This is a genomic window from Rickettsia endosymbiont of Gonocerus acuteangulatus, assembly GCF_964026435.1.
In the GTDB taxonomy this organism is placed as follows: Bacteria; Pseudomonadota; Alphaproteobacteria; order Rickettsiales; family Rickettsiaceae; genus Rickettsia.
The window spans coordinates 847,920-863,544 of the sequence record NZ_OZ032147.1; the positions used below are offsets into that span (position 1 = coordinate 847,920).

Here is a 15,625-nt window from a genome sequence, read left to right on the forward strand (position 1 = left end):
CGATAAGGTAGTGATTTTTTAAGAGCATAGTAAACAGCATCAAAAAAGTGCTCAAAATTAGAAATAGTTTTTCTTATTTCATTCTTGATTTTAAACCAGTAATGCTCAATAGAATTTAAGTCAGGAGAGTAAGTTGGTAAAAATAAAATACTGCAACCAACAGATTCAATTAACGTTTTCACTTTTGTACTTTTATGAAAATTAATATTATCCATTATTACTATCTGACCAGCCTTTAATTCCTTGATCAATATCTCTTGTACATAAGTTTCAAAAATGTCCTTATTACATGTCCCATCAAATATTATTGGGGCAATAATATCTTTGACACACAGCCCAGCAATCATACTAATCCGTGATTTATGTTGATAGACCTTTTCACCATAACATCTTTGACCGATAATGCTCCACCCGTGTTCTCTACAGCTATTATCTTCTATCCCAGACTCATCGATAAATACTAAATCTTGTTTATCTATAGTTTTTAGTTTCAATATAAACTCATTCCTTAGACCAATATCCCTTTTGGGATGAAGAAAAGTTTTTTTTATAACTATAACCTAATTTATTAAGCAATCTTGATATCGTACTTGCAGATACTTTTTGACTCCAGTTATTAGCTAGCTCCATGGTGGTTTTATCAAAATTTAATTCTATAAATTTTTTAAATCCCTCTATGTCTCTTATTATTCTACGATGTCCTGTATGATAACCACTTTTTGCTTTGACATCCCCAGTTTGTTTCTTTAATTTTTTCCACTCTATTATAGTCTTCCTACTAATAGAGTATATCTCTGAAGTCTCTTTTATTGTTTTACCATCTGTTAAACTTTTTATTACTCGTATTCTTAAATCGTATGAATATGCCTTTGCCATAAGTTTTTCATTTAGTATAATCCAACTCATACTATAAGTCACTACCTTATCGCATTAAGCTATATCTTCTGAATAAGGAGGTAATGAATAATGATAATACTGGAGCAAATAATGGAAATAAAAATATTGAATAAACATGGTAAAAGCTTAAGAAGTATAGCAAGAGAAGTAGGTGCATCAGTAAATACAGTACGTAAATATTTAAAATATGATGGTTCCCCTAAATATAAGGATAGGCCAAAGTTGGTAACAAAGCTTGCCCCATATAAAGACTACTTGAGTGACAGAATAAAATCAGCCCATCCTGTATCACTATCTGGTACTGTTTCAAGAGATAAAGGAGTTGGGTTACACAGGCGGGATGACCCAACTCAGGGATTATTTAAGGAGTATAAAGCCTGCAGCTAAACAGGAGGATATGATAAGATTTGAGACTGCTTCTGGCAAACAGATGCAAGTTGACTGGATAGAATTTCGTAAGGGGAAAAGTCCTCTATCAGCTTTTGTGGCTACATTAGGATTTAGTCGAGCAAGCTATGTAGAATTTGTTACTAATGAGAAGCTTGTAACATTAATAGAATGCCATAAGCGGGCATTTGAATATTTTGGCGGAGTGCCAGAAGAAGTACTGTATGACAACATGAAGACAGTAATACTGGATAGGGATACATATGGTCCTGGCATACACCGCTTTAATAAAGGTATGCTGGATTTTGCCAAACATTACAGTTTGAAAGGAGCAATCTTCCGCCACTACCATTGGATTATAGTGGTAGTCATCCTGCAGCACTAGAGATTATGGAAGATAAAAGGGAATGATTTTCTACAGTTTCCTTACAACATTCCCTCTGCATATACCAAAGTATACTGGAGGCATTATGAACCTACAGCACCAACGTATAGAAGAGCTATGCCGCTCTTTAAACCTTATTCAGATAGCTGAAAATTATTTTGATATTGCACAATCTTCTAGTAAAGAAGACTCAAGTTATACGGATTTCCTTGAGTCAATATTAAAAACAGAGCTGTTGGCACGACAGAATAGAAGTAAATCAATACTCACCAGAATGGCAGGTTTTCCTGCTATTAAAACGCTGGATAATTTTGATTATGATTTTGCTACAGGAATAAAACGCAAGATTCTGGAAGGCCTAAGATCTCTATCTTTTGTAGAAAGACAGGAAAATATTATTCTGCTTGGTCCTTCTGGAGTAGGAAAAACCCATATAGCTATTGCCCTTGGTTATGCAGCTACACAATGTGGAATCAAGACTAAATTTATAGGCTCTGTCCAAATAAGTGTGGGAATTTCTCAAAGGTTATATAAAAATATAATATAACAAAAGGAGAAATTATATGAGCCAAAAACAAAATGAAGCAATGAATCAAGCGATAGATTTATTAATAAATAATGATACAGATATATCAACATTACTTAAAGAGGATGGTTTATTAAAGCAATTAACCAAACGGCTTGTAGAGAAGGCATTGCAGTCAGAGATGAATAATCACTTAGGATATGATAAATATTGTCATACTGATAGTGATGTCATTGCTAAAATAAAAGGGACCAGTAAATTGCACGAAAAAGGGACCAGAGAAGTTGGTGTGACCTAATAAGGTTAATGTGCAATATTCACTAGATAATTAAGCAAGTAAATATCTAGTGATACAATGATAAGAATAAATATGTATACAACAATTATCACCCTTTATAAACAAGGCAATAGTCAAAGGAATATTGCCAAACTAACAAGAACAGACCGCAAAACAGTACGAAAAATAATAAACCGCTATGTAGAGGCTGGTACAGAATCCCCAGCAATCTATGAACGATCTTCAGTTTTGGATTTTTGGCACGAAAAAATAATTGAGTTATTAGAAAAAAATCTGAGTTACATAAGAATTTTTGAGGAGTTAAAAAATCAAGGTTATACAAGCAGTTATACTTCTTTGACCCGTTATATCAAAAAATATAAAATTAAGGATAACAGTTGCATTCGTTTTCATACTTTAGCAGGAGAGGAAGCACAAGTAGATTTTGGTGACATAGGCTTACAGTATAATTCTAAAGGGCGTAGAGTTAAAGCATATGTATTTAATATGCGTTTAAGCTATAGTCGCCTTGATTATTATGAAGTAGTGTTTGATCAAAGTTGTCAAACATGGATTCAATGTCATATCAATGCATTTAATTATTTTGCTGGTAGTCCAAAAGTAATAAAACTTGATAATCTTAAAGCTGGAGTAGTAGATGCCAATTTTTATGAGCCAGTATATCAGAAGGAATATAAGTGCTTAGCCGATCATTATGGAATTTTACTTTCTCCTTGTCGAGTGTATCAACCGCAAGAAAAAGGCAAAGTTGAGTCGGGAATAAAATACGTTAAAAATAATTTTTTTGCTGGTCGTAAATTTGATAGATATGAAGAATTAACAAATGGTCTTGCAAATTGGTTAAATAAGGCCAATAGCCGAATACATGGTACTACTAAGAGAATACCTAGAGAACTGTTTGAGCAAGAGGAAAGAAGTAGTTTGATTCCTTTACCATTAGAAACTTTTGATTTGTCATCTTGGCATAATCGAAAAGTAGCAAAAGATTGTCATATTACCATAGATAATAATTATTACTCTGTACCAGCAAAATATATATACAGTGAGGTAATGGTACAATTGTCCCCAAAACTTGTTCAAATATTTTCTATACAAAATGATTTAATAGCAAGACACGTTAGAACAGAGGGCAAGGGGATATTTACCACTAATCCGTCTCATTATGCTAAATACAAACGTCTATGCCCAGGTTTTATAGAATATAGTGAACATTATCAACAACAAATGCAGCAGATAGGGAATAATTGCAGTTTATTATTAGAATCATTACAACAAACAAGAGTGAATGATTGGCAACGTTGTGCACGAGGTATCATTTCTTTACGTAAGGTTTACAATGATGACTTAATAGATAAAGCCTGTCATAGAGCACTACATTATGGTATAAGTTCTTACTCTAAAATTAAGAATATTTTAAATAGTAATGCAGTAAACTTACCATTACCAGAGTTTGGAGGTAATAATGCAGAACTTATTTAATGACCTACGAAGCTTTAGATTATCAGGTATAGTCAATAGTTTAAATGAAAGGATTATTTATGCTCAAAATAATAAACTAGGATTTAAAGAATTTCTATCACTATTATGTGAAGATGAAAAATCTAACCGTAAGGATAATAATTACCGTCGCCGTAAAAGTGCTGCTAAATTGCCGGTAACTAAAAATTTAGAAGACTTTGATTTTAATTTCCAACCAAGTGTTGATGCCAAAGTAATAAGTGATTTATCAACTTGTGATTATATTAATACTAAGGGAAATGTAATATTCATAGGTGATTCAGGAACTGGGAAAACTCATCTTGCCATTGGGCTAGCATTAAAAGCTTTAACACGAGAATACTCTGTATATTTTACTACGGTATCGGATATGCTTTATAATTTACATATTGCAAGAGCAGATAATAGTTATCACAAAAAGGTTAAATTACTCCTATCGTTTGATTTATTAATTCTTGATGAGCTCGGGTTTAAGCAATTGCCAAAACATTCAGTAGAAGACTTTTTTAATATTATTGCTAAACGATATGAAAATAAATCTACCATTATTACCACAAACAAGGATTTTGAAAAATGGAATGAAATATTTGCTGATGAAGTATTAACTCATGCAATTATTGATCGAGTGGTACATCATGCTCATATACTAAACATAAAAGGTAAAAGTTATCGTATTAATAACTATAAATCTGGAGGTAATATGGCATAAAAATTTTTAAATATAGTGGTTCCTTTTTCGTGCAATTTACTGGTCCCTTTTTAATTGACAATGACAGTGATAATGTTCGTAATGGTAAGAATGTAAAGAATCTAGTAACAAATAATGGAGTTATAGAGATTGAGGTTCCAAGGGATAGAAGTAGTACATTTGAACCTGCATTAATTCCAAAGCGTCAAAGACGTATTGAAGGATTTGATGATAAAATAATATCGTTATACGCTAAAGGAATGAGCTTATCTGATATTAAGATTCAAATGCAAGAATTGTATGGAGCTGACGTTAGCGAAAGTTTGATAAGTCAAATTACTGATGATGTAATTGAGGATGTCAAGATATGGCAAAGCCGACCATTGGATCGAGTATATGCTATAGTATTTTTTGACTGTTTAGTAGTAAAAGTACGTCAAGATAAACGAATTATCAATAAGTCTGTATATGTAGCATTAGGTATTGATTTATCTGGCAGGAAGGATATTTTAGGATTGTGGATCAGTGAAAATGAAGGAGCAAAATTTTGGCTTGGTAATTTTACTGAGATGAAGAACAGAGGTATGCAAGACATGCTTATTGCTTGCAGTGATAATTTAACCGGTATGTCTGAGGCGATAGAGGCAGTTTTTCCGAAAACCGAACATCAATTATGTATTGTACATCAGATTAGAAATAGTTTAAAATATGTATCATATAAAGACCGAAATAAAAGTAATCCCCGCCGCAAGCAGCGGGGTATTTTAGAAGAAAGCTAGCTGATGATCCTCATGCAGTTTCTGATATTCCTTGCCTTGGTTTTTTACGTATTTTCCTATCATATTCTCATTTCCATGCTTACCTACCGTACTCGTAAAATATCCATCAGTCCAAAATTCTCCACCCCATAATTGTTTCTTTACCTGTGGACACTGTCTAAATATTTGACGAGCTGTAACACTTTTAATTGTTGTTACTATTTTTGTTACGCTATAGGTTGGTACAGATTGTACCAAAAAATGGACATGATCTTCATCAACCCCTATTTCTAAAAATTTTATTTGATATCTCTTTTCTATCTCTAAACATATTTCTCGTAATACTTGATCAACTGATACGTCAAACACTGCTCGGCGATATTTTGCTGGAAATACCATGTGATACAGCAGTACTGTCATTGTCAATTAAAAAGGGACCAGTAAATTGCACGAAAAAGGAACCACTATATTTAAAAATTTTTATGCCATATTACCTCCAGATTTATAGTTATTAATACGATAACTTTTACCTTTTATGTTTAGTATATGAGCATGATGTACCACTCGATCAATAATTGCATGAGTTAATACTTCATCAGCAAATATTTCATTCCATTTTTCAAAATCCTTGTTTGTGGTAATAATGGTAGATTTATTTTCATATCGTTTAGCAATAATATTAAAAAAGTCTTCTACTGAATGTTTTGGCAATTGCTTAAACCCGAGCTCATCAAGAATTAATAAATCAAACGATAGGAGTAATTTAACCTTTTTGTGATAACTATTATCTGCTCTTGCAATATGTAAATTATAAAGCATATCCGATACCGTAGTAAAATATACAGAGTATTCTCGTGTTAAAGCTTTTAATGCTAGCCCAATGGCAAGATGAGTTTTCCCAGTTCCTGAATCACCTATGAATATTACATTTCCCTTAGTATTAATATAATCACAAGTTGATAAATCACTTATTACTTTGGCATCAACACTTGGTTGGAAATTAAAATCAAAGTCTTCTAAATTTTTAGTTACCGGCAATTTAGCAGCACTTTTACGGCGACGGTAATTATTATCCTTACGGTTAGATTTTTCATCTTCACATAATAGTGATAGAAATTCTTTAAATCCTAGTTTATTATTTTGAGCATAAATAATCCTTTCATTTAAACTATTGACTATACCTGATAATCTAAAGCTTCGTAGGTCATTAAATAAGTTCTGCATTATTACCTCCAAACTCTGGTAATGGTAAGTTTACTGCATTACTATTTAAAATATTCTTAATTTTAGAGTAAGAACTTATACCATAATGTAGTGCTCTATGACAGGCTTTATCTATTAAGTCATCATTGTAAACCTTACGTAAAGAAATGATACCTCGTGCACAACGTTGCCAATCATTCACTCTTGTTTGTTGTAATGATTCTAATAATAAACTGCAATTATTCCCTATCTGCTGCATTTGTTGTTGATAATGTTCACTATATTCTATAAAACCTGGGCATAGACGTTTGTATTTAGCATAATGAGACGGATTAGTGGTAAATATCCCCTTGCCCTCTGTTCTAACGTGTCTTGCTATTAAATCATTTTGTATAGAAAATATTTGAACAAGTTTTGGGGACAATTGTACCATTACCTCACTGTATATATATTTTGCTGGTACAGAGTAATAATTATTATCTATGGTAATATGACAATCTTTTGCTACTTTTCGATTATGCCAAGATGACAAATCAAAAGTTTCTAATGGTAAAGGAATCAAACTACTTCTTTCCTCTTGCTCAAACAGTTCTCTAGGTATTCTCTTAGTAGTACCATGTATTCGGCTATTGGCCTTATTTAACCAATTTGCAAGACCATTTGTTAATTCTTCATATCTATCAAATTTACGACCAGCAAAAAAATTATTTTTAACGTATTTTATTCCCGACTCAACTTTGCCTTTTTCTTGCGGTTGATACACTCGACAAGGAGAAAGTAAAATTCCATAATGATCGGCTAAGCACTTATATTCCTTCTGATATACTGGCTCATAAAAATTGGCATCTACTACTCCAGCTTTAAGATTATCAAGTTTTATTACTTTTGGACTACCAGCAAAATAATTAAATGCATTGATATGACATTGAATCCATGTTTGACAACTTTGATCAAACACTACTTCATAATAATCAAGGCGACTATAGCTTAAACGCATATTAAATACATATGCTTTAACTCTACGCCCTTTAGAATTATACTGTAAGCCTATGTCACCAAAATCTACTTGTGCTTCCTCTCCTGCTAAAGTATGAAAACGAATGCAACTGTTATCCTTAATTTTATATTTTTTGATATAACGGGTCAAAGAAGTATAACTGCTTGTATAACCTTGATTTTTTAACTCCTCAAAAATTCTTATGTAACTCAGATTTTTTTCTAATAACTCAATTATTTTTTCGTGCCAAAAATCCAAAACTGAAGATCGTTCATAGATTGCTGGGGATTCTGTACCAGCCTCTACATAGCGGTTTATTATTTTTCGTACTGTTTTGCGGTCTGTTCTTGTTAGTTTGGCAATATTCCTTTGACTATTGCCTTGTTTATAAAGGGTGATAATTGTTGTATACATATTTATTCTTATCATTGTATCACTAGATATTTACTTGCTTAATTATCTAGTGAATATTGCACATTAACCTTATTAGGTCACACCAACTTCTCTGGTCCCTTTTTCGTGCAATTTACTGGTCCCTTTTATTTTAGCAATGACAGTACCGTAACATTATGACTTTTATGTATATATTTGCTCATTCCGCCATATTACGCCGCAAGCGGCGGGGAATATACCCAAAAGAGATTTAAAACCGTATCATCAAATATTGTATATCCATTAGATGAAAAAATAACATCATTCTTGATGTGTTCCCATAACAAAGAAGGTGTATATTTTTCATTCCTTAAAAATCTATTAATAACATCATGACTACATTTCTTTGCATGTTCAGCGTAGTAGGTTAAACTATAATTCTTTTGGCTAACTATTAAAAATTGACAATAATCTGTCCTATTAATTGGTATTGCTTGCAACTTTATCCTCTTTGACATGTTTAATTATTTTTACAATAATTTATCACTTTTTTACTCATAGCGTAAGTTTTGTCTAATATCCCTGACCATATCTTGTGCTTAAATTCTTCATCAGGAATTTCATGGACATTCACTAACTGGTAATCATTAATCCATAATTCTTTTGCTAATTTGTTATTGGCAAATAAATCCCACAAATTCCTTGCAACATTGTATTTCTCCTGACCATTGAAAAATATCATTGGGTATATTAATGGTAAAGTCTTAGCTTTAGGATTTTGTATTAAATATCGCTCACAAATATTAATCATATATTTAAATAACCTAAAAGCCATAAAATGATCTGCTTTTAATTGATGTTCTACAAGCAAAAATAAGTATCCGTCTTGTTTATCAAATTTGCATGAGAATAAAACATCAGGGATAGAATCTTTTAAAGAGCTTTCTACAAAAGTGGTATTTTCCATTGCTAAACTAGGAAAATCTATTAAACTTTTAATATTTGGGGGCAAATATGCATTAAAGAACTCATTAGCAACTAGAGGATTCTCCAGTGCCTTACGAAATATCTTATCATGCTTAGCTTTCTTCTTATCCTTATCTGGATCACCCAGCAGGTTTCCTTGTTCACTCATATGTTGACATTTTTTAACTTGATAAAATATTATTACATCCTAAACTCTTATTCCTTGATTTAGTTTGATCTCAGAGCAATTCTTTACCGCACTTCTTATTTCTTTAGCTATTTCTGAGCTTGGACTTATATACTGCATTACTTGTTTATCCCTTCCTATAGCATTTAAGTAATCTTCAGGGATGAGATGGCTTTTGCCTTGAAAATCATGTACTACTATATCAGAAAATTTTTGATCACCAAGATTATAATTAGGATCAAATTTATTCTGCATAATTTGTAAATCTTTCTGTATCTTCTGCTCTATTGCTGCTATGCAAATCTTGTTACTGTAGAGCAGACAAGAATCTATACCTTTTTCTCTGTAGATTTGTATTGCGGTATTGATATTCTCTGCTGTGCCAAACTTTGCTAAAGCTTTTATTTGCTGTTGCTGCAAATTATTTAGTCCGTTATTATCGTTATTTGCCAATTTTGACAATAATAATTCTATAGACTGAAATTGTGATTTGCTATCATCACTTGCTTTTAAGGATGACTGTTTAGTTATTTTACTAGCTACTGTTAATTTTGCTATTTCAGGCTCTATAAGCTTGTTTATAGATTCTGCTCCTTGGGATTTTAACATATCGTTAAAATCGCCTTTTTCTGGTGGTCGTATTATTGCTACCACAGCTCCTTTGCTAATTAATTCTTCCTGAGCTTTCATTACAGTGTGAACCGATACTGCTTCTTTACCATCATTATCAGCAGCAATTATTATTCTCTCACCTTTGATAGGCTCATAGTTCCTGATGTTACTTACACCTAAACTACAAAGAATTTTGCCTTTAATACCAGCTTCCCCAATGCTTAAAGCCGTTTCTACCCCTTCTACTATAATCGTTATATTACTAACTGAATTATTGCCATCTTTACTGCTTTGTACATTCCTGCTGTGTACGTTCTGCTGTTCATTATTTTTACTAATCTCAACAAAAGAACCTCTGATTCTGCCAAAAGAACGTTTATTAACCTCAATATCAGCTTTATTATTTGTGTCTTTGTTTAAATAAATTGATTGTCCACCGGTAATATTACCATCTTTATTTCTAGCAAAAGCAATTAATGCAGGATAATATTGTTTGCTATTACTGTCCCACATCATATTGGTTCTAAGATCATTATTTAGTTGATATCCTGTTAATATTTTTTTAATTCCACGATGTTCTAATAAATATTTTTTTGCTATATTATTTGGCGTCATATAAATTATAGAATCTGATTTTTCATATAATTCTTCAGCTCTCTTTATCTTAGATATTTCAGCATATTTCGCTTGTTGATCTTGATTCTTAACTTTTTGGTCAAATTGCTCTTTTATCTTATCTTCTAATAACTTGCTATTGTTTGACACACCAACCATATCTTGTAAATATTTCTTAGCTTCTACAAAATCACAATTTTTTTCTCTTTGTACTAAGGTAAATAAATCTCCTCCCTCTCCTTTACTAAAATCATACCATCTGCCAGCTTTACTGCCACCTATCCTCATCACTATTTTGCCATCTTTCTCCCAGCGTAACACTTGACTATTTGATAAATGCTTGTTTGGACTGCCTAGCAAATTTCTACCTATTTCTTCCGCTTTAAATGATAATCGTTGCTTTAATTCTACTGCTTTTTGTTTATTAATAGCATTATAATCTATTTTATTCTTTGCCATAATATCCTCTTGTAACTTAACACTTATTGTTGTATCTTGTTTATTACAATTCGTAAGGTTATAAGAAGAGCTTTTCCGATCTTCTTGGGCTTTATGGCTTGTGGCAAGATTTGTGCTAGTGCTTCTTAGGATTTCTGCTACTTTAGCAGGTGGCTCTAACTTCACTCTTAAGTGGTAATAATTATCATTACTGTGTAATCTATCATTAATATCTTCTACTACCCCTTTAAACCAATTACCTACTTTATCTATAATATTAGGACTCTTATTTTTTTGATCTTGAATCGCTACCAATTCTTCTAAAGTTTTAAAATTAATGCTAGATAGCCTATTATCTATTTTACTAAGTTGCGATATTAAACTGGCCATATTCCTGGTAGCCTTCCTATTATAATAAAATTTTACTTCTTCTATGTGCCTTGTCATGGCTACATAAGAATTTCTGCTATTTCCTGCTAGATTATGTAATACATAGACATCTTTAATTGAGGCTCCTTGTGCTTTATACACTGTAGAAGCATAGCCATGTTTAAAGCTTACATCTTGAGGATTAAATTCTATTTCTTTCCTGCTATCTGTTTTAGCAACAAACTTATCATTACTTACTGAAGTTATCGTTGCAAATTCACCATTTTCTATTTGTAAATCTTTATTAGTACTTTTAAACAAAATACGATCTCCTGCCATATAATCTTCGTGCTTTTCAGATGATAGATAGTGTCTATACTCTTTACCGGCAAGCAAGCCTTTAGCTTTTAATAACTCCCTAATCCCTTGATTAATACTATCTACTTCAGCATTACGCATGGTAATTATTAAACGCTCATTTAGAGCAAATTTGCTGTTACTCCAATCATTAATTAATCTTGCCATTGATTCTTCTAGCGTATGATCAATCTTTAAACATTTATGCTGTGCAAGTAAACGCAGACCACCAGCAATATCTGATTTTGCAAAGCATGAAGCCATTTCTCTTGCCCATGCCTTGCTTTGTCTTCTAATGTTACTTAATTCATATGAGCCAAATTTACTAGCCAATACTGTAAACATTCCTCCTCGCTCAACGGAAGTGAGTTGTCTCTCATCTCCAGCCAATATCAGATTACAATTATTACTCCTTGCTACTTTTAGTAATTCTAAATAATCACTATTACCTACCATCCCTGCTTCATCTACTACGAGCAGGCTGTTTCTTGCTAGATCAGCTTTACCATTATATAATTTAAATAAAAACCCTTTTACTGTATGACATTGCTGGTAGCCTTTACTTTTATGCTGCTTTATGAGTAGGGCTAAGTCCTATAATATTTTGCCTATTATTGGTGGCAATTTTATAAGCTTCAGCAAGTACTTGCGACTTACCAGTGCCAGCTCTACCTTGTAAAATCCTAATCCCTTGATTATTAATTAAAATATGCTGTAGACTTTCTCTTTGTGCTTCATTAACACTTGCAAGATTATCGATAGCACTTTTAAGCTTAATAACGTTATTAAAATGAATCTGGCTATTTACCTTATCTGCTATTCTAACTATCCTTAATTCTTCATCCCGTATATCTATAGTAGTATAGTATTTAGTATCCGTGCCATCTTCATTATATAGCATAAGTCATTAAGGTACTGACAGAGCGAGAGTATCATGTTATAGTAAGCAAATATTAACAAGCATGTAAAGAGATATGGCACGAGCATATGCAATAGAACTAAGACTAAGAGTTATAAAAGCTGTAGAAGCAGGGATACGAATAAGTAAGGTAAGTAAATTATTTAATGTAAGTCGTGATACTATATATAAATGGAAAAAATTAAAAGATAAGCAAGGTACTTTAGAAGCAGCAACTGGTTATCAGAAAGGACATAGTCATAAGATAAAAGATTCAGAATCTTTTAAAGAATTTTTTAAAGCTAATATGAATAAAACATCAAAGGAGTTAGCAAAGCAATGGGGTAATATTGCATCTGTAACTATTTTAAGACAAATCAGAAAACTTGGCTATAGCTATAAACAAAACTCATTTTCATCCGAAAAGAGATATTAAATTAAGAAATGAATTTATAGCAAAGATACAAACCATCACAAAAGACAAATTAGTATATCTTGATGAATCTGGAATAGAGGATAATGCTTGCAAAGAGTATGGATGGAGCATTATAGGACAAAGGTGTTATGGAGAAAAATGTATTAATTACAGAATTACAACCTGGGCAAACCGTTATTATGGATAACATTAATTTTCATAAAAATTCTAAAGTTAAAGAGTTCATTGAATCCGTTGGTTGTACCATATTGTATTTACCAACTTACTCTCCTGATTTAAATCCTATAGAGCATTACTGGTTTAAGATAAAAAATGAAATTAGGAAAGTTGTAGAAGATTTTGAAACATTTTATGATGCTGTTTTTAATACTATTAAATTGTCAGTATCTTAATGATTTATGCTATATAGTTTTACCAGCCTATCTGAATTTAATATTTCCCTTATTAGTTTTTGCTTTTCTGCTTCTTCTTTAATCTCTTTTACTGCTTTTTCTATATCCAATTTAGTAAAAATAGCTTGATGACGAATCATGCGATCAAGCACTCCATCTGCTCCTTTGATGATTTCAAGATGGGCAAGCCTGCATATGTTATTTTGCTCTGCTATTTCATTGATAATACTTCTCATTCTAGTAGGGCCAACATGTTGCTGTGGCATAAAACTTATCGGGTCTACTCTGATGTCTAAACCTAACTTAACAAAATATTTATTGATTACTTCTTTAGCTCTTTCATGAATAATTTTATCTTCGGGGATAATAAACGCTTTGCCCTTAACTTTGGCAAATTTAGGATTTAAATCTACTGCCTTAGCTCCTAAAGCTTTACCGTTTTCTGTAAATCTTCTGGTAGTTACAAGCACATGGGCATGCCAATTCTTTTCGTACGTCTGTGGCTGATGAATATCAACCTGAACTCCTAGGCCATTTCTTACCCACCCCATCTCTTCGATGATTTCATGAGTAATGGCTATTCTATCATCTAAATCTAATTCCTTATCATCAGGCAGTGCTATAACTATATCTTTTAATAATTGACTGTTTTTTCTTCAAAACTTACGCTATGAGTAAAAAAGTGATAAATTATTGTAAGAATAATTTATCATGAGGAGAGGATAAAATTGCGAGCAATACGAATTAATAGAACGGATTACTGTCAATTTTTAACAGTTAGCCAAAAGAATTATAGTTTGACCTACTACGCTGAACATGCAAAGAAATGTAGCCATGATGTTATTAATAGATTTTTAGAAAATGAAAAATATAGCCCTTCTTTGTTATGGGAACACATTAAGAATGATGTTGTTTTTTCACCTAACGGATATACAATATTTGATGATACGGTTTTAAACAAAAGGAATACGAAAAAGATAGAAATTGCTAGATCACAGTACAGTGGAGCTACAGGTGGAATTACTACCGGTATAGGAGTAGTAAGTCTTGTATATTATAACCCAGACATTAATAGGTTTTGGGTAATAGATTATCGCATTTTTTCTCCCGACCATGATGGAGCAACAAAACTAGATCACTTACTAAGCATGCTAAATAATGCTGTGTATAGCAAAAAGATTCCTTTTCAAACTGTGCTTTTTGATACATGGTATGCTACGCATAAAATCATGCAACATGTTGACTCTTTGGGTAAATATTACAAAACTTACGCTATGTTTGGTTCTAAATATCGTAAAGATGGAGAACGCAGCTGTTGTTGCATATAGTCATCTAAAAGCCCTAACTTTATTTGGTAAACCGTTTTACCGATTGTATTTGCAGTCCTTTTGAGAAATGCCCAAACTAAAAATGCCCAACTAATATGATTACGTTGAATACGCTGTTTCCTGCATTGACAACGTTCTATCCCAGTAAGTTGCTTAATTTCTCTGTGCATGCTCTCAATTACCCATCGAAAGCCACACTCATCTTGTGCAGCTTTAGAAGATTTGTGAGTTTTGTTATTGGTAACAACATACTCAACTCTGTTGGTAGAAACAGTAAATTTAAACAAATTAACATGCTTATTTTTAGCAAAGCCTTTTATATGAATCTCTACTCCATGCCTGATCTCTTCATCTGAAAATGTCAACTCTTTTACAGCTTTATAAGGTTTAGAATCGTGTGTTTTACTAACGTTTCTATTGGCTTTAATAGGGGCATAATAATATTTCCCCAGAGAGTCAACATGTTGCATAATTTTGTGTGTAGAATACCATGTGTCAAAAAGTACTGTTTGAAAAGGAATCTTCTTGCTATAAACAGCATTATTTAACATGTTTAATAGGTGTTCTAGTTTTGTTGCTCCATCATGATCAGGTGCAAAAATTCGATAATCTATTACCCAAAACTTATTAATATCAGGGTTATAATATACCAGACTCACTACTCCTATACCTTTAGTAACTCTACCTGTAGCTCCACTGTACTGCGATCTTGCAATTTCTATTTGCTTCGTATTCCTTTTATTTGAAACCGTATCATCAAATATTGTATATCCATTAGATGAAAAAATAACATCATTCTTGATGTGTTCCCATAACAAAGAAGGTGTATATTTTTCATTCCTTAAAAATCTATTAATAACATCATGACTACATTTCTTTGCATGTTCAGCGTAGTAGGTTAAACTATAATTCTTTTGGCTAACTATTAAAATTGACAATAATCTGTCCTATTAATTGGTATTGCTTGCAACTTTATCCTCTTTGACATGTTTAATTATTTTTACAATAATTTATCACTT

The 15,625-nt window shown here is 32.1% G+C and carries 13 protein-coding genes and 5 pseudogenes; 9 read left to right on the forward strand and 9 right to left on the reverse strand.

Annotated features, from left to right (window positions below; translation table 11 throughout):
• Window positions 1-17: 17 nt before the first annotated feature.
• Window positions 18-876: pseudogene (locus tag AAGD55_RS05150) on the reverse strand (IS630 family transposase); the annotation flags it as partial.
• A gap of 90 nt (window positions 877-966) precedes the next feature.
• On the opposite strand from AAGD55_RS05150, the gene AAGD55_RS05155 reads away from it, so the two are divergent.
• From AAGD55_RS05155 to AAGD55_RS05185, 7 genes are all read left to right on the forward strand, one after another.
• The gene (locus AAGD55_RS05155; protein WP_341791321.1) at window positions 967-1,284 is read left to right on the forward strand and encodes a hypothetical protein; all 318 of its coding nucleotides are present in this window, start codon (window positions 967-969) and stop codon (window positions 1,282-1,284) included.
• A complete protein-coding gene (locus AAGD55_RS05160) occupies window positions 1,238-1,669 on the forward strand; it encodes a DDE-type integrase/transposase/recombinase (RefSeq protein ID WP_341792524.1) in 432 nt (143 codons plus the stop codon). Before AAGD55_RS05155 ends, AAGD55_RS05160 begins: the two co-directional genes overlap by 47 nt.
• A gap of 85 nt (window positions 1,670-1,754) precedes the next feature.
• The gene (locus tag AAGD55_RS05165) at window positions 1,755-2,216 is read left to right on the forward strand and encodes an ATP-binding protein (RefSeq protein ID WP_410526118.1); all 462 of its coding nucleotides are present in this window, start codon (window positions 1,755-1,757) and stop codon (window positions 2,214-2,216) included.
• Window positions 2,217-2,232: 16 nt separating this feature from the next.
• A complete protein-coding gene (locus tag AAGD55_RS12355) occupies window positions 2,233-2,493 on the forward strand; it encodes a transposase (protein ID WP_410526138.1) in 261 nt (86 codons plus the stop codon).
• Between the two features lie 72 nt (window positions 2,494-2,565).
• Window positions 2,566-3,972: an IS21 family transposase gene (gene istA, locus AAGD55_RS05175; RefSeq protein ID WP_341790850.1), complete on the forward strand. Its 1,407-nt coding sequence runs from the start codon at window positions 2,566-2,568 to the stop codon at window positions 3,970-3,972.
• Entirely contained in the window at window positions 3,956-4,699 is a 744-nt protein-coding gene (gene istB, locus AAGD55_RS05180; RefSeq protein WP_341790851.1) for an IS21-like element helper ATPase IstB, read from the forward strand. The genes istA (AAGD55_RS05175) and istB (AAGD55_RS05180) overlap by 17 nt, the downstream gene beginning before the upstream one ends.
• A 29-nt stretch (window positions 4,700-4,728) precedes the next feature.
• Window positions 4,729-5,457 (forward strand): IS256 family transposase, encoded by a 729-nt coding sequence (locus AAGD55_RS05185; protein WP_410526119.1) that lies wholly within the window; start codon window positions 4,729-4,731, stop codon window positions 5,455-5,457.
• Here AAGD55_RS05185 and tnpA read toward each other — a convergent pair.
• The 6 genes and pseudogenes from tnpA to AAGD55_RS05215 all read right to left on the reverse strand — a co-directional run.
• Complete coding sequence (tnpA, locus tag AAGD55_RS05190) at window positions 5,443-5,856, reverse strand: IS200/IS605 family transposase (protein WP_341792366.1); 414 nt, start codon at window positions 5,854-5,856, stop codon at window positions 5,443-5,445. The genes AAGD55_RS05185 and tnpA overlap by 15 nt on opposite strands.
• A 60-nt stretch (window positions 5,857-5,916) precedes the next feature.
• Window positions 5,917-6,660, reverse strand: coding sequence for an IS21-like element helper ATPase IstB (istB, locus tag AAGD55_RS05195; RefSeq protein WP_341790851.1), 744 nt, complete (start codon window positions 6,658-6,660; stop codon window positions 5,917-5,919).
• Window positions 6,644-8,050: an IS21 family transposase gene (istA, locus tag AAGD55_RS05200; protein WP_341790850.1), complete on the reverse strand. Its 1,407-nt coding sequence runs from the start codon at window positions 8,048-8,050 to the stop codon at window positions 6,644-6,646. Before istA (AAGD55_RS05200) ends, istB (AAGD55_RS05195) begins: the two co-directional genes overlap by 17 nt.
• Window positions 8,051-8,241: 191 nt before the next feature.
• A complete protein-coding gene (locus AAGD55_RS05205; RefSeq protein ID WP_341791162.1) occupies window positions 8,242-8,526 on the reverse strand; it encodes a hypothetical protein in 285 nt (94 codons plus the stop codon).
• 53 nt (window positions 8,527-8,579) lie between these two features.
• Window positions 8,580-9,143: pseudogene (locus tag AAGD55_RS05210) on the reverse strand (Rpn family recombination-promoting nuclease/putative transposase); the annotation flags it as partial.
• Between the two features lie 39 nt (window positions 9,144-9,182).
• Window positions 9,183-12,450, reverse strand: a pseudogene (locus tag AAGD55_RS05215) (AAA family ATPase); the annotation flags it as partial.
• A gap of 76 nt (window positions 12,451-12,526) precedes the next feature.
• Here AAGD55_RS05215 and AAGD55_RS05220 point away from each other — a divergent pair.
• Window positions 12,527-13,278: pseudogene (locus AAGD55_RS05220) on the forward strand (transposase).
• Between the two features lie 8 nt (window positions 13,279-13,286).
• On the opposite strand, the pseudogene AAGD55_RS05225 reads toward AAGD55_RS05220, so the two are convergent.
• A pseudogene (locus AAGD55_RS05225) lies at window positions 13,287-13,934 on the reverse strand (MobA/MobL family protein); the annotation flags it as partial.
• 72 nt (window positions 13,935-14,006) lie between these two features.
• Here AAGD55_RS05225 and AAGD55_RS05230 point away from each other — a divergent pair.
• The gene (locus AAGD55_RS05230) at window positions 14,007-14,606 is read left to right on the forward strand and encodes a hypothetical protein (protein ID WP_341792367.1); all 600 of its coding nucleotides are present in this window, start codon (window positions 14,007-14,009) and stop codon (window positions 14,604-14,606) included.
• On the opposite strand, the gene AAGD55_RS05235 is transcribed toward AAGD55_RS05230, so the two are convergent.
• Complete coding sequence (locus AAGD55_RS05235) at window positions 14,546-15,544, reverse strand: transposase (RefSeq protein ID WP_341792368.1); 999 nt, start codon at window positions 15,542-15,544, stop codon at window positions 14,546-14,548. The genes AAGD55_RS05230 and AAGD55_RS05235 overlap by 61 nt on opposite strands.
• Between the last annotated feature and the right edge of the window lie 81 nt (window positions 15,545-15,625).

Excerpts from the sequence above, each read along its gene's own strand:
- AAGD55_RS05155 (WP_341791321.1), top strand. The coding sequence starts at position 967 with ATGATAATACTGGAGCAAATAATGGAAATAAAAATATTGAATAAACAT.
- tnpA (WP_341792366.1), bottom strand. The coding sequence starts at position 5,856 with ATGACAGTACTGCTGTATCACATGGTATTTCCAGCAAAATATCGCCGA.
- istB (WP_341790851.1), bottom strand. The coding sequence starts at position 6,660 with ATGCAGAACTTATTTAATGACCTACGAAGCTTTAGATTATCAGGTATA.
- istA (WP_341790850.1), top strand. The coding sequence starts at position 2,566 with ATGTATACAACAATTATCACCCTTTATAAACAAGGCAATAGTCAAAGG.
- AAGD55_RS05205 (WP_341791162.1), bottom strand. The coding sequence starts at position 8,526 with ATGTCAAAGAGGATAAAGTTGCAAGCAATACCAATTAATAGGACAGAT.
- AAGD55_RS05165 (WP_410526118.1), top strand. The coding sequence starts at position 1,755 with ATGAACCTACAGCACCAACGTATAGAAGAGCTATGCCGCTCTTTAAAC.
- AAGD55_RS12355 (WP_410526138.1), top strand. The coding sequence starts at position 2,233 with ATGAGCCAAAAACAAAATGAAGCAATGAATCAAGCGATAGATTTATTA.
- istA (WP_341790850.1), bottom strand. The coding sequence starts at position 8,050 with ATGTATACAACAATTATCACCCTTTATAAACAAGGCAATAGTCAAAGG.
- AAGD55_RS05160 (WP_341792524.1), top strand. The coding sequence starts at position 1,238 with ATGACCCAACTCAGGGATTATTTAAGGAGTATAAAGCCTGCAGCTAAA.
- istB (WP_341790851.1), top strand. The coding sequence starts at position 3,956 with ATGCAGAACTTATTTAATGACCTACGAAGCTTTAGATTATCAGGTATA.